Origin of the sequence: Pantoea phosphatilytica (genome assembly GCF_051025615.1) — a bacterium.
Lineage (GTDB): Bacteria > Pseudomonadota > Gammaproteobacteria > Enterobacterales > Enterobacteriaceae > Pantoea.
Map to the genome: position 1 here is coordinate 408,907 of NZ_JBPFDF010000001.1, position 21,112 is coordinate 430,018.

The 21,112-nt window shown below is 56.7% G+C and carries 14 protein-coding genes; 8 read left to right on the plus strand and 6 right to left on the minus strand.

Annotated features, from left to right (window positions below):
* Positions 1–173: 173 nt before the first annotated feature.
* The 3 genes from ACR6AS_RS02225 to ACR6AS_RS02235 all read left to right on the plus strand — a co-directional run bounded on the left by ACR6AS_RS02225 (position 174) and on the right by ACR6AS_RS02235 (position 4,545).
* Positions 174–761, plus strand: coding sequence for a Yip1 family protein (locus ACR6AS_RS02225; protein WP_111139845.1), 588 nt, complete (start codon positions 174–176; stop codon positions 759–761).
* 178 nt (positions 762–939) lie between these two features.
* Entirely contained in the window at positions 940–1,887 is a 948-nt protein-coding gene (gene pbpG / locus ACR6AS_RS02230) for a D-alanyl-D-alanine endopeptidase (protein WP_111139846.1), read from the plus strand.
* A 222-nt stretch (positions 1,888–2,109) separates the two neighbouring features.
* Positions 2,110–4,545: a DUF3772 domain-containing protein gene (locus ACR6AS_RS02235; protein WP_434160986.1), complete on the plus strand. Its 2,436-nt coding sequence runs from the start codon at positions 2,110–2,112 to the stop codon at positions 4,543–4,545.
* 75 nt (positions 4,546–4,620) lie between these two features.
* Here ACR6AS_RS02235 and ACR6AS_RS02240 read toward each other — a convergent pair whose 3' ends face one another.
* The 3 genes from ACR6AS_RS02240 to dld all read right to left on the minus strand — a co-directional run bounded on the left by ACR6AS_RS02240 (position 4,621) and on the right by dld (position 10,695).
* On the minus strand, positions 4,621–7,272 hold the full coding sequence (locus ACR6AS_RS02240; protein WP_418802237.1) for a beta-N-acetylhexosaminidase: 2,652 nt from the start codon (positions 7,270–7,272) through the stop codon (positions 4,621–4,623).
* A gap of 45 nt (positions 7,273–7,317) precedes the next feature.
* Positions 7,318–8,715: a chitoporin ChiP gene (gene chiP / locus ACR6AS_RS02245; RefSeq protein ID WP_434160988.1), complete on the minus strand. Its 1,398-nt coding sequence runs from the start codon at positions 8,713–8,715 to the stop codon at positions 7,318–7,320.
* Positions 8,716–8,991: 276 nt separating this feature from the next.
* Positions 8,992–10,695 (minus strand): D-lactate dehydrogenase, encoded by a 1,704-nt coding sequence (gene dld / locus ACR6AS_RS02250; RefSeq protein WP_111139850.1) that lies wholly within the window; start codon positions 10,693–10,695, stop codon positions 8,992–8,994.
* 155 nt (positions 10,696–10,850) lie between these two features.
* Here dld and bglX point away from each other — a divergent pair, with 155 nt between their 5' ends.
* Together bglX and ACR6AS_RS02260 are read left to right on the plus strand one after the other, a co-directional pair.
* Positions 10,851–13,148 (plus strand): beta-glucosidase BglX, encoded by a 2,298-nt coding sequence (bglX, locus tag ACR6AS_RS02255; protein WP_111139851.1) that lies wholly within the window; start codon positions 10,851–10,853, stop codon positions 13,146–13,148.
* A 97-nt stretch (positions 13,149–13,245) separates the two neighbouring features.
* Complete coding sequence (locus tag ACR6AS_RS02260) at positions 13,246–14,121, plus strand: oxygenase MpaB family protein (RefSeq protein WP_293774049.1); 876 nt, start codon at positions 13,246–13,248, stop codon at positions 14,119–14,121.
* A 171-nt stretch (positions 14,122–14,292) separates the two neighbouring features.
* Here ACR6AS_RS02260 and ACR6AS_RS02265 read toward each other — a convergent pair whose 3' ends face one another.
* From ACR6AS_RS02265 to ACR6AS_RS02275, 3 genes are all read right to left on the minus strand, one after another.
* Entirely contained in the window at positions 14,293–14,649 is a 357-nt protein-coding gene (locus tag ACR6AS_RS02265) for a helix-turn-helix domain-containing protein (RefSeq protein WP_158527488.1), read from the minus strand.
* A gap of 729 nt (positions 14,650–15,378) precedes the next feature.
* Positions 15,379–15,702 carry a hypothetical protein gene (locus tag ACR6AS_RS02270; RefSeq protein WP_111139854.1) on the minus strand — a complete coding sequence of 108 codons (324 nt, stop codon included), beginning with the start codon at positions 15,700–15,702 and terminating at the stop codon, positions 15,379–15,381.
* Between the two features lie 19 nt (positions 15,703–15,721).
* Positions 15,722–16,231, minus strand: a complete 510-nt coding sequence (locus tag ACR6AS_RS02275; protein WP_146240843.1) for a hypothetical protein — start codon at positions 16,229–16,231, stop codon at positions 15,722–15,724.
* Between the two features lie 885 nt (positions 16,232–17,116).
* Here ACR6AS_RS02275 and ACR6AS_RS02280 point away from each other — a divergent pair.
* The 3 genes from ACR6AS_RS02280 to idi all read left to right on the plus strand — a co-directional run bounded on the left by ACR6AS_RS02280 (position 17,117) and on the right by idi (position 21,000).
* Positions 17,117–18,226, plus strand: coding sequence for a suppressor of fused domain protein (locus tag ACR6AS_RS02280; RefSeq protein WP_293773797.1), 1,110 nt, complete (start codon positions 17,117–17,119; stop codon positions 18,224–18,226).
* 189 nt (positions 18,227–18,415) lie between these two features.
* Positions 18,416–20,311: a methyl-accepting chemotaxis protein gene (locus ACR6AS_RS02285; protein ID WP_434160991.1), complete on the plus strand. Its 1,896-nt coding sequence runs from the start codon at positions 18,416–18,418 to the stop codon at positions 20,309–20,311.
* Between the two features lie 146 nt (positions 20,312–20,457).
* Positions 20,458–21,000, plus strand: coding sequence for an isopentenyl-diphosphate Delta-isomerase (gene idi / locus ACR6AS_RS02290; RefSeq protein ID WP_111139858.1), 543 nt, complete (start codon positions 20,458–20,460; stop codon positions 20,998–21,000).
* Positions 21,001–21,112: the final 112 nt, after the last annotated feature.

The following is a 21,112-nucleotide window of genomic DNA, read 5'->3' on the forward strand; positions in this document are numbered from 1 at the left end:
TCAAGTCTATACGCGATTTCGTTTCGCTTCCGCCCGCACCCACGGCTGCGTTTATTTATGCTGTTTTTTTGTCCGGTCGCCACGAAAATTTTGCTGCCGATTATACTTGAGAAGACGCTGCCCTTAAGACGCATGCTTCATCGGGCGGCCCACTGCATCAGAGGAGTGACTGTATGAACCATGTCTGGGGACTTCTGGCGCATCCGAACCTGGAAATGCGTCATATCAAGCAAGAGAACGAAAGCGTTTCGCATCACTACACCCACCATGTCCTGCTGATGGCGGCGATCCCGGTGATCTGCGCCTTTATCGGAACCACGCAGCTGGGCTGGAATCTGGGCGATGGGCAATATGTGCAACTGAATCTGGCCACCGGGATCGGGCTGGGCATCCTGTTCTATCTGATTATTCTGGGCGGCGTGGCTGTGATGGGACGCGTGATCCACTGGATGGCACGCGACTATCCGCAGCGGCCTGGCGTGCCGCGCTGTACGGTATTTGCGGGCTATGTGGCCACACCGCTGTTTCTCAGCGGGCTGGTGGCGCTTTATCCGCTGGTCTGGCTCTGTGTGCTGGCGGGTGCACTGGCACTGCTCTACACCGGCTATCTGCTCTATATCGGCATCCCGCTGTTCCTCAATATCGACCGTGAAGAGAGCCTGCGTTTCTCCGGCTCGACGCTGGCGATCGGCGTGCTGGTATTTGAGGTGTTGCTGGCACTGACCGTCGTGCTGTGGGGCTATGGACCGCATCTGTTCTGACCGACCGCTGCCGCCCTGTGGCGGCAGCGTGCTTTTTACGCCCGGAAACAATCTCGCCAGGAAATTTCTTAACCTTAAGCGTATGATACCGCAGCCAGCCCGCGCACTGACGTGACGGGAGCGGGCGGCCTGTGTCGGATTGACACAGTACATAATCATAACCGGGTTTTTTTCTACGATGCCTGCAAAAATTCGTTCCACCCTGCTTTCGCTGGCGCTGCTCGCTTCAGGGCAGATTGTGTCACTTCCGGCGCAGGCGACCACGTCGCTGTCGCAACTTGCGCCTATTGCTCAGCCGCAGATCGCTTCTGGCAGTGCGATGATTGTCGACCTCACCACCAATAAAGTGCTCTTTTCCAGCCACCCGGACCGGGTCAGGCCCATTGCGTCGATCACCAAACTGATGACGGCGATGGTGGTGCTGGATGCGCATCTGCCGATGAATGAGATGTTAACCGTCGATATCAGCCAGACGCCGGAAATGCGGGGCATCTTTTCACGCGTGAAGCTCAACAGCCAGATCAGCCGCCGCAATATGCTGCTGCTGGCGCTGATGTCCTCTGAAAACCGCGCCGCCGCCAGCCTGGCGCACGCCTATCCGGGCGGCTACAACGCCTTTATCCGGGCGATGAACGCTAAGGCACGCGCACTGGGCATGAAGCAGACCCACTATGTCGAACCGACCGGCCTGTCGACGCAGAACGTCTCCAGTGCCCAGGATCTGGTTAAACTGCTCAAGGCGACGCGGGAGTATCCGCTGCTCGGCGCGCTCAGCACCACCAAAGAGGAGACGGCGGTGTTTGCCCATCCGAACTATGCGCTGCCGTTCCGCAACACCAACCATCTGGTCTATAAAAATGACTGGCACATTCAGCTGACCAAGACCGGCTACACCGATCAGGCGGGCCACTGTCTGGTGATGCGCACGATGATCAACAATCGTCCGGTGGCGCTGGTGGTGCTGGACGCGTTTGGCAAATATACCCACTTCGCTGACGCCAGCCGTCTGCGCAGCTGGCTGGAAACCGGCAAAGCGGCACCGGTGCCTGCCGCCGCGCTGGCGTATAAAAAACAGAAGTCGGGCCAGGTGGCCAGCAACGGTGGCGGCACGACTGACGTAGAATAACAGCCGGATTGCGGCGCCACGCGCGCCGCTTTGACTGGCGGCGCTAACCAGCCGCCAGACCCGGCCGGGCCGCAGCCGATGTTCCGCTTCAGGCCGCTGTCCGCCCGGAATGCGCCTGAAAAATACCCGTTATTCCTATATTGCCATCCCTTGTAAAGCCCTACACTACGCGCGAATGGCGAGGGACGATCGCCTGATTTAAGCTGCCGGAATCTTACTCATATGTTTATACGATCCCTTTTTGCATTGTTGATGCTGGTGCTGGTGGCGTTCACCCCGGCGCTGACGCTGGCCGCGGATGATACGGCCACTGCTGCTCAGGAACAGGATGCTGCGCCGAAGCTGAATGCCGCCGTAGAACTGCCGAAGATGCAGAAAATCCTCGATAAAATCAAAAGCCAGGTGTCGGGTGATGCCGGTGAAAACAAGCTGACTCAGCTGAATGAAATGGCGCTGGAGCTGTCGGGTAATGCTGATACGCTGGGTCAGGCGCTGGTGCCGGATCGGCAGCAGGTGGAGGCGCAGTTGCAGGTGCTGGGCCCCGCGCCTAAAGCCGACAGCGGCGTCAAAGAGACGCCGGAAGTGACGCGTAAGCGTAATGCGCTGGAGAGTCAGAAAAGTAAGCTCGACGACCAGATTAAGCAGGCCGAAGGCATCAAAAATGGGGCGCTGACGCTCTCTTCGCAGATTGTCAACCTGCGTCGTGATCAGCTGAAAAGCCAGCTGGCGCTGAACTCCGGTACGATCCTGGGCGCGCGCTTCTGGTCACCGCTGCTCAACAGTCAGGATCTCGACGGCGAAAAAATCACTGAATTCCTGCAGGAGCTGCAGGACACCGCCGCGCTCTCCTGGGAGCCAGGCTGGCGCGTGGGCAGCGTCATGTGGCTGCTGGCGGCGCTGCTGGTGATGACGGTGGGCCGCCGCTACGGGGAGGAGTTTCTCGCCTGGGTCAGCATTCACAAACTGCCGGAGGGCAAACTGCGCCGCAGCTTCCTGGCGGCCGCGATAGCCCTGACCACGCTGGCGGCGGTGGTGCTGACCTTTAACTTTATCGCGCTGGCCTTTACGCGCCGCGATGAGGTTTCTGAAAACGTGCAGGATTTTGTCGATCGGCTGGTGCAGCTCAGCGTCTTCTGCGGCCTGATCGCCGGACTGGGCCGCGCTTTTCTCTCTACGCGTCGCCCCAGCTGGCGGCTGCCGACCATCTCCAATGAGGTGGCGATGGCGTTAAAGCCCTTTCCACCGATTACCGCCGTGCTGGTCTTTATCTTCCAGACGGTGGAAGCCTTTAACTACAGTGTCGGCACCAGCCTGAACACCACGATTTTTGCCAACGGCCTGACCGCGCTGCTAATCGGCACTACTGCGCTGGCGATCAGTGTGCGGGTTAACCGCGTGCGCCGTCGTATGACGCTGGCGGGCACCCCGCCAGAGGCGCGCTCTACGCTGGTCGGGCTGATTCAGATGGGCCTGACGCTGACGGCAATCGCTATTCTGGTGTCGCTGCTGATCGGCTACGTGACCCTGGCGCGCTTCCTGAGTTACGAGGTGATCTGGTGCGGCCTGCTGTTTGGCTCGTTCTACTTCCTCAGCCACCTGCTGAATGATGGCTGTGAGAGTTTCTTCTCGACCAGTAATGCGACCGGTCGTCGCATTCAGAATTCGCTGAACATCAATGAACGTCACCTTCAGCAGGCGGCGACGCTGCTGACAGCCATCGGGAAAACGTTCCTGGTGCTGGTCGTGGCGCTGGCGCTGGTTAACGGGACCTTTGCCTCCTCCACGCCGATTGAGCTGCTGCAGAAAGTGATTGAATTCTGGGGCGGTAAAGGCCTGGAGTCGATGAATATCGTGCCGGCGCACATGGTCAATGCGCTGATCTGCCTGATCGTCGGCATCTATGTGCTGCGTTCGGTGCGCCGCTGGCTCGATACTGATTTTCTGCCGAAAACCACGATGGATGTGGGTATGCGGGTGTCGCTGGTAACGCTATTCAGCAACATCGGCTATGTACTGATCATCCTGCTGACCCTGTCGATTATGGGACTGCAGTGGAACAAGCTGGCCTGGATCGTCAGTGCATTGTCAGTCGGTATCGGTTTTGGTTTACAGGAGATTGTGAAGAACTTTATCTCGGGGCTGATCCTGTTAACCGAGCGGCCGGTAAAGGTGGGCGATCTGGTCAGCATCAGCGGTATCGAAGGGGATATTCGCCGGATTAACGTGCGCGCCACGGAAATTCAGCTGGGCGATAAATCCACGGTGATCGTGCCGAACTCACAGTTTATTTCGCAGAACGTGCGCAATGCGACGATGGGTAACGCACAGGGGGTGGTAACGATTACGCTGACCTTCCCGCTTAACACCGATCCGGGCAAGGTGCGCGATATTCTGCTGGAAGTGTATAACGAAAACGAACGTATTCTGGAGACGCCGGAACCCTCTGTGTCGTTTAAAGATCTGACACAGCAGGGGATTGTACTGAGCGTCACCGGCAACGTGGCGGGTCAGCGGCAGATCTCCGGTGCCAAAAGCGACCTGCTGTTCGACATTCTGACGCGGTTGCGCAAGGAGGGCATCCTGCTCTCGACTCCGCAGACGATGATTATTGAGCGTCGTCAGATGCCGGGTGCGGAACCCGAAGAGAAGCTGGTTTAGCAGTAACATGGCCGACATCTGTCGGCCATGTTATTTTTCAGGCAGAGGCTTCTTAGCCGCCTGCCTCCTGGCTCTCTAGAGCGTTTCGACGCGGCTGCTACGCTGGCCGTCGCGGCTTACCGAACGAACGGATACACTTCCGCTGACCTGGGGGGGCTGGCGGGCATCGTAACGCTGCCAGTTAACGCCGTTGTCCAGGCTGTACTCCAGCGTCACGCCAGGTAAGGCCACGTTCATCGACAGAATGCCATCGACGATTTTTGCACCCGGCAACGGCAGGCGATAATCGATGCCCGCTTTGTCCAGTTTCATCAGTTCGCGCTGCCCCAGCAGATTGGCAAATCGCTGCCAGTCACGCAGACGTGCCTGCTGATCGACGAGATGCGTACTGCCGCCCGTGTACTCCTGACCCACCTGATAATCCCGCTCCCAGCTGGCCCGATGCCAGCTACGTTCTGCGACCGCAAAAAGGCGAGGGTAGAGCATATATTCCATCTGGGCATCCGTACGCACGGTTTCGCTCCACAGCTGCGCCGAGACCCCATAGGCCCCGCTCCAGGGCTTCACCGATTTGGCGCTGAACGCGTTGCCGTCACGGTCGACAGAAGTTTCCGCATTCTGCGGCAGGTTGTCGGGCGCGAAGCCAAAGATTTTGCGTTCATCGTTGAAGCGGGTGCCCCAGTAGTAGCCGCGCTCAAGCGGATTCACCTCATACGGAAAATCCAGATAGAGGTAATCAGGGCTGGAGATCACCACGTCATAGCCTTTCTGAGACCAGTCACTGGCACTGTCATAACCGCCCCAGTAGAGCGTATCCCAGAAATTGACCGCCACACGCGGCGTTGCAAAGGCGGCGGCATGGCTGACCTCTTTTAAGCCATCCTGCCAGGCCTGCATTTTGCCAATGCCGTGCCGGTTCACGATATCGCTGACGGCCAGGGCAAAATAGCCCGGCAGATGGGCCAGATTTTCCACTTTGCCGCTTTTCACAAGGGCCTGGCAGACCTGTGATTTCTGCCACGGCAGATCTTCGTGACGCTGGTCGCGCAGGCCGGTGCCCGGTTTCGGATCGTTTTTGTCCGAGTAGCCCGCACCCAGCCGGATATTCTTCGCCTCATCCCCGCCAAAATGCCAGACGGTGAGCGGTTGTCCCGCCTCCTGGTGCATGGCCTGGATTTCACCGATCACTTTATCGACGAAACGCTGTGAACTCTCAAGACAGGGATTCAGGTAGCTGGTGCGGTCATAGAACTGAACAGAGGTGGTCTGCGAATCATCGGTCGGGTCCATCAGACGATAGCGTGTGGCCTCTTCAGGTTTGCCCTCTGCCGTCAGCCGCTGGTAGCGGGCTTCCATGGCGATCACGGCGGCGCGGGCATGGGCGGGCATATCAATTTCCGGGATCACCTGAATATGCCGGGCCTGCGCATACTTCACTATCGCGATGTAGTCGTCACGACTGAAATAGCCGCTGCCACTGTTATCGCTGAACGGACCGGAACCGAGCTGCGGCAGCAGACAGCGCTGTTCGGTCAGGTCATGACAGCGTTTTGCACCCACCCCGGTCAGTTCGGGTAAGCCAGGAATGTCAATCCGCCAGCCCTCATCATCACTCAGGTGAAAATGAAAGCGGTTCATCTTCCATGCCGCCATCTGATCCAGCAGCCGCATGACCGCCTGTTTACTGTGAAAATGCCGGGCAACATCCAGCAGTGCGCCGCGATAAGCAAAGCGCGGCGCATCGTGCGCTTCCAGGCTGGCAATACGGGGTGCATCTTCACCGGGTATCAGCGAAAACAGTGACATCAGGCCGTAGAAAGCACCGGCCGCATCGTAGCCCGTTATGCTGGCACGACGGGGGGTAATATCCAGATCGTAGGCGCCCGATTTCGCCAGCACGCCGCTGAAATGCCCTGGCTTAACCTGCGTTGTGATGGCGAACCCCTCTGGCGACGTTTTCAGCCCGAGCAGCGTCAGGCGCTGTTTTACCGCCTCCACAGTTTCGCTGCTTAGCCCGGTCAGCGACAGCCTGACGCCCCGGCTGAGATCGGCATTCTGCGGGCGCAGTTTCACATCGAGCGGGGTGGGGGTTATTTGACCGCGCAGCGCGGAAGCGGGAAGGGTAACGACATCGTTGTTGCGATCAAAACGGCTGGCAGGCTGCATCAGGATATTGTGATCATCGGCGCTGCGCCGCCAGTGATCGCCCAGCGGCAAGACAAAACGACTGAGATCCTCATGATCGGTGCTGGCAATAATTTTTGGCGTGGCCTCGCCAGCCGTGACATACCAGCGCGGCATGACATCGGTTATGAAAAGCTGCCAGTACTCGTTAACGATGGGGATCTGCACCGATTCGCCCGCGCCGATGCCGGTGAACTTCTCTGTCGGCTCCAGCCGGGTTAAGTCGCCGACCAGATGGGTCATTTTAAACTGCTCGTTGTCGACCCGCAGCGTCTGATGAACGTTGCTCATGTAGATCGCCCAGTGCCGGCTGTTCAGCGCGGGGCCATGATTGGTGAGGGTGATCGTGGCGCGGTTACAGGCGGCGTAGTCGGCGCCCAGGGCGGCACAGTCGGTGCCATGCAGGGCGGCCTGGTTGTCAGTGACCTGATAGGTCACGCCAAATTTGCTGATCTGATCCACCACCTGCTGATCGGACGGGCTGGCGTGGCCTGTCGTGGCCACGCCGAGCAGGGTAAACGCGATAAGGCTTAACTTAAACATAGTGATTCATCCTTGCTGCTGAAAAAGGTCCGTGTGTGCAGGGCGTCAGAACACCGTAAACGGCGCAATAACCATAAACTTGATGTCCTTTTCGTCCTGGAACATATTGCCGTAACCGCCACTGTAACTGGGCAGGTCGCTGTGATTGTCGTAGCGGGTGTAGTGGAGTCTGAACTGTGTATCCTTCGCGCGGCCCTGCTGAATTTGATAGATCAGATCGAGGTTCCAGGCGGACTCCTTCAGCCGCTGGCTCTGATCAACGGTGGGCAGCGTAGAGGGTCTGGCATCCCAGCCCCAGACATAAGATGTTCCCACTTTCCAGCCAGCCAGCTGCCAGGGAGTGAGATCGAGCATCGCCCCGGCAAAGATCGCTTTCTCGCCATTGGCGTTCCAGTCTGAGCGGGCATCCCACCAGATATCCAGTCGTCCATTCGAGCTGGCATAGGCAGGCGTCATGCGCTGCAGAAAGAAACCCTGATTGCCTTCGGCTTTGACCCAGGTGCCTTCGAGGCGCAGATCAACCGGGCCGACGTTATAACCGAACGTAAGCGCCTGCAGCCAGGCCAGACCATCATAGACATCGCGGACATTCGCTGCCCCACCGGTAACGTGGTCATGTGCACCATAAAACTGATAGCTGGTATTAAGGGCATGGCCGCCCGGTGTGGCTGACCAGGACGCTTTAGCGAAATATTGATCCATATAATCTGCAGCCTGACCAAATGCCCCTTCCAGAACAAGACTATTTTTGAAGTCATATTTCATGCCGAACGAATGCAGGTAGCGAATACCCGTTTTACCATCTGCCTCGCGGAAATCATATAAATCCCGATACCAGGGGGCTTTATATTTGTCGCTCCATATCCAGGAGAGCGATAATTCTCCCGCCGCCTGAAAATCATACCGCGCACCTGTTTCGACGCCCCGATAAGTGCCGGGTAAAAAACTCCAGTGCGACGCAATTAGTGACTGACCGGTTGGCTGAATATAACCGGCACGTAACCAGTAGTCGTGATAGTTTAATTTGAGCGCCGCTTTATAAATGGCGGCGCCGCTGCTGTCGCCATTCCATTTCTCTTCCCAGCGCGTTCGTGCCTTGCTGAAGCCAATTTCGTTGGGTGCTGCGGGGCCGCTGCTGGAGAGCTCTGCGGCACCAAACAGGGCAAAGTCCAGTCCGATCCAGCCGCCGGCATAGCCGGACGTATAGTCGAGATTACTGTTGAGCGAGGCGTGATGCAGATTGGCCCGATATTTCCCGTGTGCATCGCTGGCGGGGTCGGTCTCTTTGCGATCCCGCTGTCGCTGCCAGTAAAAAACATTGCCTTTCAGCGACGCATCTTCAATAAATCCGGAAGCATAAGCCGGTAAAGCATTTATTGCGGTCAGCGCAAGCGTTGCCGCCGTTATTTCCATTAACGCGAGCGCGTAATTAATTTTACGCATCTTTATCCCTCCCTGGAAAAATTCATAATTAACATGCTGTGGCTATTTTCTGTCGGTAATTTATTTTTCGCGGCGCGAATTATCAATTGCGGGGGTGATGTTTTGTGAGGGGTTGCGCAGAACACGATCAGAGAAAATAAAGCAGGTGCAATCTGGGAAGGAAAATTAATTTTTTGATGAAAATTATGGCCATTAACGACGACAATAATAACATCGGAGGAACCCGATGCCCGGACGATCAGCCTGCTCAGAAAAGCAGGCTGACCGGAAACGCAGTTAACCCTGTTTCACCGCCCAGCCTTTCTGTTTGCTGGTTTTGCCGATGCCAGGATTGAAACTGTTGGTCGGATCGAGCTGGCGATAGAAGGCGGCCAGTTGCGGTTTAGCCTGATAGAGATGACCGACGTTGTGTTCAGCGGGATACTCCGCGCCGCGCGCCTGCAGAATCGCCAGCATCTGCGCTTTCAGCGCAGGCACATCGACCCCTTTTCTGACGATATAATCCTGATGGAATACGTGACAGAAGAAGTGACCATAGTAGAGGCGATGGCTGAGCGAGGCGCGGATCGCGTCAGGCAGATTTTCAAACCAGTCAGGGTCATTTCGACGCAGGGCGATATCCAGCGCCAGAATATCCTCCACCTCATCGGCATGCACGGCGTGGTAGCGTACTGCCGCGCCCGCCGCCGCAAATCGATGCAGAAAGGCGTGCGCGCCCTCTTTGCCTTCACACTCAAAGAACTCGCCACCGCCCTCACGGAAGTAGTCACGCAGATAGTTACGCGCTTCCGCCACACCCTCGCCAGACATCTTCAGCATCAGATGGTGTTCATATTTGTCGCGATACTGCTTCATGCGTCTGGGCAGATGGGCCGGGAACATCCTGCTCAGCCGCTGCAGCAGCCGGTCGCTGAAGTGGGGCTTAATGAAGGCGAATTTACTCAGCCAGGCATCGACCCGTCCCTTCAGCGTGAAAAACAGCGGCATTTTGTCGGTGCCCAGCTTGTCGATCATCAGGAAGGTATCTTTTCCGTAAACCTCCGCAATATCGTAGATGTCACGATGCATATATTCGCCAGCCACGGGCAGATGGGTAAAATGGGCCAGTATGTGACGGCGAAGCTCGGTAAGAACGCCGGGATCATTGGTGCCGATGTAGAAGACCTGCTGTTGGGGTTCGCTGGCGAAGGTATCAAGTCGCACGGCAAAGACCGCCAGCTTTCCGGCACAGCCGGACGCCTCGAACAGACGCCGCGCATCCGCGTTGTAGCGGGCGGGCGTGTCGGCATCGACCTCACGCACCCGATCGGCGTAGTCGTGATCGGAGGCGTGACGGCCATCATGCTGAACGTCGCCAGGCTGCCAGCGATCGTCATCCAGCCGCCCCAGAATCTCCTCCGGTGAACTGCCCAGATCGATGCCGAGATGGTTCACCAGCTTCAGTTTTCCACTGGCGTCAATCTGCGCAAACAGCGCCATTTCGCTGTAGGCCGGACCGCGCTTAATCAGCGAGCCACCGGAGTTGTTGCAGATGCCACCCAGCACCGAGGCGCCGATGCAGGAGGAGCCAATGACCGAATGCGGTTCGCGTCCCAGCGGCTTGAGCGTTTTTTCCAGCTGATAGAGGGTACTGCCGGGGAACGCCAGCACCTGCTGGCCATTGTCGATCAGCTGCAGTTTGTCGAGCCGCAGGGTGCTGATAATCACCAGCGGGCGATCGTAGTCGTTGCCGTGCGGTGTGGAACCTTCGGTGAGGCCGGTGTTCGCCGCCTGCATCAGAATGATAACATCGGCTTTCACCAGCGTTTGCAGCACCCGCCAGAGCTCCAGCAGGGTACCAGGAAACACCACGGCCAGCGCCTCGCCGTCGCCAGAGCGAAAGCCTTTGCGATAACGGGCGGTCTGTTCAGGTTCAGTCAGGAGATGGGCCGGGCCGACGAGGCGGCGCAGATCAGAAAGCAGGGCAGAGGTTGGTATCATGAGCAATTCCCTTGTCTTATCAGTGCGACTTAACTGTAGCACGGCTGCTCACCTGAACGCAGTGTGACAGCAGCAGCTACCTGCTATTCTCATCTTGTGGCACACTGCCGCCTGTTTATTCGATATTGCGCAGTTACTTAAGAGAACCCAACCTGATGAAATGGATTTACTCTGTTAGTCTCGCTGTCTCCCTCGCGATGCAACCCGCACTGGCTGAGACAGTGCCAGGTAACCACCCGATGACCGAACAGGCGCGGGATGCCTTTGTCACTCAACTGCTTAAAAAAATGACGCTGGACGAGAAGATCGGCCAGCTGCGTTTAATCAGTGTCGGACCTGATAATCCGAAAGAAGCCATTCGCGACATGATTCAGAAGAGTCAGGTTGGCGCGATCTTTAATACCGTAACCCGTCAGGATATCCGGGCCATGCAGGATCAGGCGATGCAGCTCAGCCGCCTGAAGATCCCACTCTTTTTCGCTTTCGATGTCATTCACGGTCAGCGCACCATTTTTCCGATCCCGTTAGCCCTGGCCTCCAGCTGGGATCTGGATGCCGTAAAAGAGGTGGGGCGCGTGTCTGCCTATGAGGCGGCCGATGATGGCCTGAACATGACCTGGGCACCGATGGTGGATGTCAGCCGTGAACCGCGCTGGGGCCGTGGCTCCGAAGGCTTCGGTGAGGATACCTGGCTCACCAGCGAAATGGGGCGCAGCATGGTGCAGGCGATGCAGGGTAAGAGCGCCGCCGATCGCTACAGCGTGATGACCAGCGTAAAACACTTCGCCCTCTATGGTGCGGTGGAAGGTGGCCGCGACTACAACACGGTGGATATGAGTCCGCAGCGCATGTTTCAGGACTATCTGCCGCCTTATAAAGCCTCGCTGGATGCGGGCAGCGGCGGGGTAATGGTGGCGCTCAACTCCATCAACGGGGTGCCAGCCACTGCAGATAGCTGGTTACTGAAAGATCTGCTGCGCGATAAGTGGAAGTTCAAAGGCATTACCATCAGCGATCATGGCGCGATTAAAGAGCTGATCAAGCATGGCGTCGCCAGCGATCCGCAGGAAGCGGTGCGGATCGCCCTGAAGTCGGGCGTCGATATGAGCATGAGCGACGAATATTACAGTAAATATCTGCCGGATCTGGTGAAGCGCGGCGACGTCAGCATGGCGGAAATTGATGATGCGGCGCGCCATGTGCTTAACGTCAAATATGACATGGGCCTGTTCAACGATCCCTACAGCCATTTAGGCCCGAAAGAGAGCGATCCGCAGGATACTAACGCGGAAAGCCGTCTGCACAGGGCTGAAGCGCGCGACGTGGCGCGTAAGAGCATCGTGTTGCTGAAAAACCGGCTGGAGACGCTGCCGCTGAAAAAATCGGGCACCATTGCACTGATTGGTCCACTGGCAGACAGCCAGCGCGACATCATGGGCAGCTGGTCGGCCGCTGGCGTGGCGAAGCAGTCTGTTTCGCTGCTGCAGGGGATGCGCAACGCCACCGAAGGCAAAGCGACACTGCTCTATGAGAAAGGGGCCAACGTCTCCGACAATAAAGGGATTCAGGATTTCCTGAACCTGTATGAACCGGCGGTTTCGATTGATACCCGTTCGCCGCAGCAGATGATCGATGAGGCGGTTGCCAAAGCGAAGCAGGCCGATGTGATCGTGGCTGCCGTGGGCGAAGCGCAGGGCATGGCGCATGAGGCCTCCAGCCGCAGCGATCTGATCATTCCGCCGAATCAGCAGAAGCTGTTAGCCGCGCTGAAAGCCACCGGTAAACCGCTGGTGATTGTGCTGATGAACGGACGCCCACTGTCGATAGTGAATGAGGACCGGATGGCCGATGCCGTGCTGGAAACCTGGTTCAGCGGCACCGAGGGCGGTAACGCCATCGCCGATGTGCTGTTCGGCGACTACAACCCATCGGGCAAGCTGCCGGTCTCCTTCCCGCGTTCGGTGGGTCAGATTCCGATCTATTACAACCATCTGCCAACCGGCCGCCCTTATAACTTTGCGAAGCCGAACAAATATACGTCGCACTACTATGACGCGGTCAATGGCCCGCTCTATCCATTTGGTTACGGCCTGAGCTACACCCGCTTCACCGTGTCACCGGTTAAAATGTCCTCCCCGACGATGGCGCATGACGGCAGCATTGAGGCCAGCGTGACGGTGACCAACAGCGGTCAGCGCGACGGGGCGACGGTGGTGCAGATGTACCTCAACGATCCGGTTGCTTCAATGAGCCGCCCGGTGCAGGAGCTGCGTGGCTTTAAACGCATCATGCTGAAAGCCGGTGAATCACAGACGGTGACCTTTAAGATTGATGTCGATGCGCTGAAGTTCTGGAATCAGCAGATGCAGCACGTTGCAGAACCCGGCCGGTTTAACGTGATGATTGGGCTCGACTCCGTTCGTACCCAGAATGGGCAGTTCAACTATCTCTAACCGTCAGCCCTTTCCCTGAATCCGGGGAAAGGGGGATGCGGCGTGTTGTCAGCGTCCTGCTGCCGCGCGCCGCATCCTATCCACTATCAGAGCCACCATTATGAATCTGCGTGACCGCATTCAGCAGCAGGTCTTCCGCCTTAATGGCCTGTCGATGAATGAATTTGACCTTTCTCAGCCGCCTGGCGATCCCGGCCTGTTTGGCCCGGACAGCGTGATCTGGCGCGTCCACGGCGATTTCACCGCCATGATGTGCGGGGGGATCAGCGCGCTGCTGCTGCAGATGCTGCATCCGGCGGCGCTGGCGGGCGTCTGGGATCACTCCAACTTCCGCGAAGATATGATGGGCCGTCTGCGCCGCACCAGTCAGTTTATTGCGGTGACGACCTACGGTAACCAACAGGATGCGCAGACGCTGATCGCGCGGGTAAAACGCATCCACCTCAAAGTCAGCGGCGTGGACAGTATGGGGAAGCCCTATGCGGCCAGCGATCCCCATCTGCTGACCTGGGTTCATGTCGCGGAGACCAGCCGTTTTCTGGCGGCCCATCTGCGCTATAAAAATCCGCACCTCACCCGTGCTGAGCAGGATCGCTATTATCAGGAAGCGGCGCTGATTGCCGAAGCCCTGGGAGCGGAGCGGGTGCCCAAAAGCGTCGTCGATGTGGCGGACTATCTGCAACAGATGCGGCCTGAGCTGCGCTTTGACGAGCGCACCGCAGAAGTCACGCGGCTGCTGATGAACGCTCCTGCGCCGAGCTGGCAGGCGAAACCGGTGATGAAAATCATGCTGAAGTCAGGTTTCGGGCTGATGCCCGCCTGGGCGCAGGCGATGTCCGGACGCGAGATCGGTCGTCTGCAGCAGACGCTCATCGATCAGAAGATTAATGCGATCGCGGTGGGATTGCGCTGGTCGATTCAGCGCGGGGCCTGGTATCGCGCGATGGTGAGGATGGGGCGCAACCCTGCATAGCCGAGCCGGGCATCCGGCGTGTCAGATGACGGCCTCTCTCCGGCGCGCGATGCGTGACCGCATCACCCTGCGCCGATGCGGATCGGCGCCTGAGCGGCGACATGGCGGGGACGTATCGCCCTGCCAGTGCTGCGCAGGGCGATCAGGCCATAGTGTAATCCCGTCAGGGCTTTAGCGGCGTGTTTCCATGGCCGTTTCTTCCCCGTTCTGCCCGGCGCTTAGCCGACAGAGCATTTCGCTGAGCGGCAGGGCGAGCGCATAAAAACCGATCAGGCTCTTACAGCCGGACTTCATCAGAATATTGTAGAGATGCGCATAGACCGTCTTCACATGTATTCGGAGCGTCAGGGCGATTTTCCGGGTGCTCATCCCGGACAGCCGCAGGGTCAGGATTTCACTCTCCCGTAAGGTCAGCGGTTTACAGGCACAGGGTGGCTGAGGCAGCGAATCTGCGGCAAATAATCGGCTGATCTCGCCCGGCGTGCTTTTCCTCTCCAGTTTAAAACAGCCCTCGCAGATTAAATCCATGATGTTTTTCTGTCCCGGACAGGAGATGATAAATCCGGCATCGGGAGGATAGTTACCGGGCCAGGCCAGCGAGGATGATTCAACACGGCCGGACCTGCACCATGAAACAAGGTCGATTAGCACGGTGCCTGTAAAAACCAGGCCCGCGGCATACTGTTCAGTGGTCACCTGCTGACACGCTATCCCTTCCCGTTCTGCGAGTGCAGTAAAACCCGAAGTAAAATAGATGTCATCGCAAATCAGCATGATTTTTTTTTAACGGATTGACGTTCTTCATAGGTTTCTCCTTATCGCGCCGGCATTGACGCTGTTTTCAACGCTAAAACGGAGAATCTCTGAAATCGAGCAGGTTATTATTAAGTTAAATTAAATTTTATCGCAGATAAAATGCACGGATTCTGTTTGTTCTGGTGAGGAATGATTAATTAACTTAAATTTTATTGAACGGATTTTTTTGCTGAGGAAATTCAACGGCTATCAGCAGGATCAATAAATACACGCTTTTTAAACAGTTATTTTTTCCAGGCTGGCATACGTGTCAGCTTATTCGGCCGCACGTCAGAGGCCGCAGATTTCAGGTTTACCGCCGGGAGGATGCGCGACCGGCCGACAAAAAAGATGCCGGAGATTTAAGAAACCTTGAGCTGGAGAGTCGTGCCGACGCGCGCTGAACAGCCGCGGAATCTTTTCAGAAAGTTATCCGGCAGGCCGGGGAATTACCAGACACACTCAGAGCGCGCCCTGAACTTTTCTTAACGCATAATCTCTGTATATCCTCGAGCGGTATCTCGCGTGACGTATGATCGACAGATAACCGGGATCGCAGGTGATCACAATCAGCTTCCTGAGTTCAGCCTCCATCTTTGTCCAGATATAAAGGCTGAGAGGGGAGGAGATATTTATCGTTTTCCGGAGTTTTTTCAGCAGCAGATCGATCTCTTTCTTTCCGGCACCGACATCAGCACCCTGCTGATGGGCCAGGGCAATCTTTTTAACAGAGAGGATATAATCGCAGGCTAACGCTTTCGCACTGCCGGGATAGAGTTCATTCATTTATTCAGTCTTCCGCCTCTCAGATAAAAAGCGCGTTGATTCTTTTCAATCCCATTTTTTGCAGGGCACTTGAACGGTGGTAATAAAACACCTTTTTTCGCGTTCTTTCCGTCTGTCTGCACAGGCTTTTTTCGCTCAGCGTCAGCGTCAGCGCGCGATATTCGCCCGGTGTAATGGAGGTGACCTCTTTCAGATGAGTGATAGAGGTTGTAAAGCCGGCCGAAGCGCGCTCCTCTGACTGGTTCTCATCCCGGCTTAAAATCGAAACCTTGCCGGGATGGGCATTCAGATAATAGAGCGCCAGCGGCATAAATTTTTCGCAGGTCAGGATAAACACTCTGTAGTAAGGGGTGTTTTCAATCACTCTGTTGACGATGATTTCACTGATGCTGTTTTTATTCAGCAATAAAAAAAGAGACTCCTCTAACCGGTTTTTCCGGACGGGAAGGCTATTCAGGTAAGAGCGGATGCCCTCTTCGAGAAAACTGTTTTCAGGCGGGTAAGCGTGAATTGTCATGTAAGGCTCCATGCCAGCGGGAGAGTGATTAAATTAAACAGGCCTTCCTGTCAGTATCCACCATAGGTTCATCGATTCTGGTTGTAAATAAAATCGCCATTACTTTTTATTTAATTTTCTTAAATAAAATTTTCCGATAAATTTATCTTTCTCATCGTGGGTCTGAGCGTCTGTGATGGTTGAAAATAAAACCTGGTTGGTTTTTAACTCTCTGATTTTGTTGTTTTTATAATGATGTGGCTCCGCTGGGGGCCGTGGCCTTTGCCATCACGGTTATCGTTTATCTCTCCGGGGTAGCGCTCTGCTTTTCTTAAAGGCTGCGTGCTTTTTTAACGAAAATAAAATCACGACGATCAATATCAGAATGAATAATAAAAGCATTGCGGTTCCTTTTTATTTAATGGGTGGGGCCATTATAGGAACCTGCTTTCCGAAGTCTCCTGGTAATTGTCTGTGTTTGGACGCAGGCGATAAAAAACGCACGCCTGAATTTTTGTGAATATTTCCGTTTTAAAAAGCAGCTCGCGTGATCCCGATAAATAAAGGCCCGAGGTCAGGGACAGCCAGACCCGTCTCTTGATCCTCATTCTTTTTCTGATGATGTCAGCATTCGTTTCCTGCGTCATTACACCTGCGGCGATCAATAAATGCTGCTCTGCTTTTGATCATCGTCTGAATAGGGGTGAGGATGTACTGATGATTTTCAATCACAGAGGGTTGCCGTTTCGTCGCGCAGGGGCAGAACATCGGAGAACGCGGCTTTGGCCGGGCCGATCCCCGTGGGTTACCCCTAACCGCCCACACTTTGAGATTTTTACCCTTGTCTCAGATAGCGCCAGCCAGGATCCTGCTCTAATCTCGGGGAAAATGGATTCCTCCAGGCTTTGTCGAGGCACTATGACGTACAAATCCCTGATTGCTGAAGTCCACAATCAGCAGCGCACCCTGACCGCTATCGTTGAGCAGGATGCGCGCACCGCCTATTTCTATATCTGGCCAACCGACCTGTTCCGCAGTCAGTATGCGGTGCGGGGCTGCTGGCTGCGCAATCTGCTGCCGGCGCCGGCGCAGGAAGATCGTGAGGCGATGGAGCAGGGCATTGCGCCGCTGCTCAGCGCCGAATATTGCCGTAATCTGGAAGCGGAACCCGAGCTGGACCCGGCCGGTCTGCAGGTGCTGTGGGAGCCCAGCGATGATGGTGCGGCGCTGTGGTATTACGGCCAGCTACTGGCGGTGATCCCAGGCTGGAGCCTCTACCAGGAGAAGCAGGTGAGCTTCTCCGCAGGCTGCATTAAAAAGAATCGCCTCACGGCGCCGCTGGGTTCGGCCTCCACCAATGACTACTACGCCCGTGCGGAACATCAGCGCCAGTTCTGGCGCGAGTGGCACGACGGCAGCGAGTGGGACAGGGTCCAGCAGGATCTGATGGCCTGCTATCAGGCCCGATTCGGCGAGTCGGTGAAGTATTACGCGATCGACCAGGGGAGCTGGCCACCGATGGCGATCTCCCAGCACTGGCATCAGGGCGTCTGGTATTTCCTGACGATCGGCATGAGCATCCGCCCCATGCCGCAGGTCGACTTTCTGTTTGATGAGCTGGCCCCGCAGTATCGTCGCATCGAGCTGGGCATGGCGGTGGACGGCGAGGTTATGACCGAAAGCAACGCGGTGCAGATGGCGAGTGCGCTGGCGGAGTTTGTGCATCTGCCGTGGGCACGGCTGACATGGCTTGGCGAGGGTCACACGCTGGCATCGGAAGTGGCGCCCGTTGGCTTTGAAAGCTTCCTGCTGGCGAATGAACTGGCCAGCGAACAGGCGCAGTTTGCCCTGCCCAAGCGCGAGGGTGATCGACCCACCTTACTCTGGACCACGCCGATTACGGAAGCGGAACGGCAGTTTGCGCAGGCCGACGAGCATGGTGGTCAGAAGTTACGGGAACGGTTAACCGCCGAGGGCAGTAATCATATTTTCCGCCCGCGCCATCAGGTCGTCAATCCGGAAGAGTAGGCCGGTTATTGCGCGACGTTTCACCTTACTCCTGCGCCTGCCAGGTGGTGATAGTCGCGCAATGAAATTAAATCCTCATGCAGATCAATTGTTTCTCAAATATGTGATCCCGCTCATCTCAAGTTCCTCTTTAACAAGCCGTTAACCCGGATCAGGCAATCGCGCCACACCAGGTTCAGGGGAACATAGATGTTTAAAACAACACAATCCCGCTTTACCGCAACAATGATCGCATTCTTTGTTGCGCTTTTACTCGTTACAGTTTGGGTCATCAATCAGTTCGTCGCGCCGCAGCTGGTCGACAGCGAAAGCCGTCTGGTTCGCTATCAGGTTGATTCGCTCGCCTCCGGCATCGTCGAACAGATGAACCGCGTTCAGGCGCAGCAAAGGGCCATCACCGAAGCTGCAGCGGTGATGGACAGCGCCACTATCGATAACCTGTTACCGACGCTGGTAAACCAGTATCAGGACAGCAACGTGTTTGGTGGCGGTATCTGGCCACTGCCGAATCGTCGCGATCCGGCTAAAGAGAAAGACAGCAGCTTCTTTGCCCGTAATGCCAGCAACGAACTGCAGGTTAACACCTACTGGAACTCCGATGCCGCCGACAAATACTGGGAACAACCCTGGTATAAAGATGGTCTGGCAGCGGCCAAAGGGCAGTGCGCCTGGGCTAAAGCCTATCAGGATGCCGCCAGCCCGCAGCCCCGTACCAACTGCGCTATGGCCATTTACCGCAATGGCTCAGCATGGGGTGTGGCAACCATCGACGTGACCCTGGGTTTCTTTAACCAGCTGGCGAAACAGATGGGCGAAACGATTCATGGCAACGTGCTGATCGTTGAGGCGGATGGCAAAGTCGTGGGTAACGGCGCGCTGGTGAATGCTGCACCGAAGCTGGAAAATCTGGCTGACGTGCAGATGCCTATGGCGGCCCCACTGAAAGCCCTGCTGAATGGCGTTGGCAGCCAGCCGCTGGAAACCACCTTTGACAGCAGCGAAGGCGAGCAGACGCTGTTTGTACAGGCTATCCCTGGCAGCCCCTGGTATCTCGCCAGTAGTCTGCCGACCAGCCTGCTGAAAGCGCAGTCGCACAACATGCTGACCCGCCTGGGACTGGTGCAGATCCCGCTGGCGGTGATCCTGCTGCTGGTATCACTGGGCTTTGTCCGGGCGATGATGAAACGTCTTGGCGTGCTGAATCGCAATATTGAAGCACTCTCGACCGGCGGGGCCGATCTGACCCAGCGTCTGCCCGCCAGCAACAGCCCGGAATTTAACGCCGTGGCGCAGAGTTTTAACCAGTTCATCAGCTACCTGCAGGGGCTGATGCAGCAGGTGGGTGACAGCGCACTGGCGATCACTGCGGCTTCGCGTGAGATAGCCAGCGGCAACGCTAATCTCTCCTCCCGTACGGAAGATCAGGCCAGTTCGATTGTAGAAACGGCCGCCTCAATGGAGCAGCTGACCGGCACCGTGCGTCAGAACGCCGACAACGCGACTCACGCTAACCAGCTGGCAGGCGATGCCTCACAGGTGGCGGCGCGTGGCACCGAAGTGGTTCGTCAGGTCGTCAGCACGATGGGTGAAATTCATCACTCGTCACGCAAAGTGGTCGATATCATCAGCGTCATCGACAGCATCGCGTTCCAGACCAACATCCTGGCCCTGAACGCTGCGGTTGAAGCCGCCCGGGCCGGTGAACAGGGGCGCGGTTTTGCCGTCGTGGCATCGGAAGTGCGCAACCTGGCGCAGCGCTCAGCCAATTCGGCGCGTGAGATTAAAAAGTTAATCGAGGAGTCGGTGGCCAACATCGACACCGGCAGCGCGCTGGTTGAGCAGGCGGGGCAGACCATGGATGAGCTGATGCAGGGCGTGAGCAGCGTCACGACGCTGATGAGCGAAATCATGTCCGCCAGCCGTGAGCAGAGCATGGGTATCGAACAGGTTAACGTGGCGATTACGCAGCTTGATGGCACCACCCAGCAGAACGCCGTGCTGGTGGAGCAGGTTTCCGCCGCGGCGCAGGCGATGGAAGCGCAGAGCACTCAGCTGGAGCGGGTCGTTCAGAGTTTCCGGTTGTAATCCCTCTTCAGGCCAGCCTCGCTGGCCTGATTTTCTCTCTGCTTCATCTGCTTACCGTCGTCCGACCCAGGCAAAAAATCCTCTGCAGAGCGCCCAAACCGCTAATCTTGTGCCAGAATAGATGGGATTAATCTCAAGGAAACGCCATGTCTGCTATTGAAGTTATCCTCGTTGACCACCTCGATCGTCCCACCGGCAAAATGGAAAAGCTGGAAGTGCATGAAAAAGGATTACTGCACCGTGCGGTGACGGTCTACGTCTTCAATTCCCGGCAGGAGCTCCTGCTGCAGCGGCGCGCCAGTGATAAATATCACTGTGGCGGGCTATGGAGTAATACCTGCTGCGGCCATCCCTATCCGCATGAGTCGACCCGTGACGCCGCCGAGCGCCGTCTGCGGGAGGAGATGGGGATGGTGCTGACGCTGACGCCGGTATTTGAACTGAGCTACAACCTGAAGCTGAGCAATGGCCTGACCGAACATGAATATGGTCACGTCTTTTTTGCCGTCTGCGACAGCCTGCCTGAGCTGAATCCGCAGGAGGCGGATGCCTGGGACTATCGCCCGATGGCGCTGATTGAGCAGCAGATGCAGCAGCAGCCACAGCAGTTTACGCCGTGGTTTATCCATACGTTTCCGCGCATCCCGGACTATCTGGCGCAGTTTCCTTTTCCGGCCGTGACGGCATAAAAAAACCGCACTGCGGTGCGGTTTCTCTGTCTGCGCGGGATCCTGCTTTCTCCGCGACGTTGCCATCCCTGGCCCGCGACGCTTAACAACGCACCGGGATGCCCCTCACGTT

Coding starts and splice junctions, on each gene's coding strand:
- ACR6AS_RS02225 (WP_111139845.1), top strand. CDS start 174: ATGAACCATGTCTGGGGACTTCTGGCGCATCCGAACCTGGAAATGCGT.
- pbpG (WP_111139846.1), top strand. CDS start 940: ATGCCTGCAAAAATTCGTTCCACCCTGCTTTCGCTGGCGCTGCTCGCT.
- ACR6AS_RS02235 (WP_434160986.1), top strand. CDS start 2,110: ATGTTTATACGATCCCTTTTTGCATTGTTGATGCTGGTGCTGGTGGCG.
- ACR6AS_RS02240 (WP_418802237.1), bottom strand. CDS start 7,272: ATGTTTAAGTTAAGCCTTATCGCGTTTACCCTGCTCGGCGTGGCCACG.
- chiP (WP_434160988.1), bottom strand. CDS start 8,715: ATGCGTAAAATTAATTACGCGCTCGCGTTAATGGAAATAACGGCGGCA.
- dld (WP_111139850.1), bottom strand. CDS start 10,695: ATGATACCAACCTCTGCCCTGCTTTCTGATCTGCGCCGCCTCGTCGGC.
- bglX (WP_111139851.1), top strand. CDS start 10,851: ATGAAATGGATTTACTCTGTTAGTCTCGCTGTCTCCCTCGCGATGCAA.
- ACR6AS_RS02265 (WP_158527488.1), bottom strand. CDS start 14,649: ATGGATTTAATCTGCGAGGGCTGTTTTAAACTGGAGAGGAAAAGCACG.
- ACR6AS_RS02270 (WP_111139854.1), bottom strand. CDS start 15,702: ATGAATGAACTCTATCCCGGCAGTGCGAAAGCGTTAGCCTGCGATTAT.
- ACR6AS_RS02275 (WP_146240843.1), bottom strand. CDS start 16,231: ATGGAGCCTTACATGACAATTCACGCTTACCCGCCTGAAAACAGTTTT.
- ACR6AS_RS02280 (WP_293773797.1), top strand. CDS start 17,117: ATGACGTACAAATCCCTGATTGCTGAAGTCCACAATCAGCAGCGCACC.
- ACR6AS_RS02285 (WP_434160991.1), top strand. CDS start 18,416: ATGTTTAAAACAACACAATCCCGCTTTACCGCAACAATGATCGCATTC.
- idi (WP_111139858.1), top strand. CDS start 20,458: ATGTCTGCTATTGAAGTTATCCTCGTTGACCACCTCGATCGTCCCACC.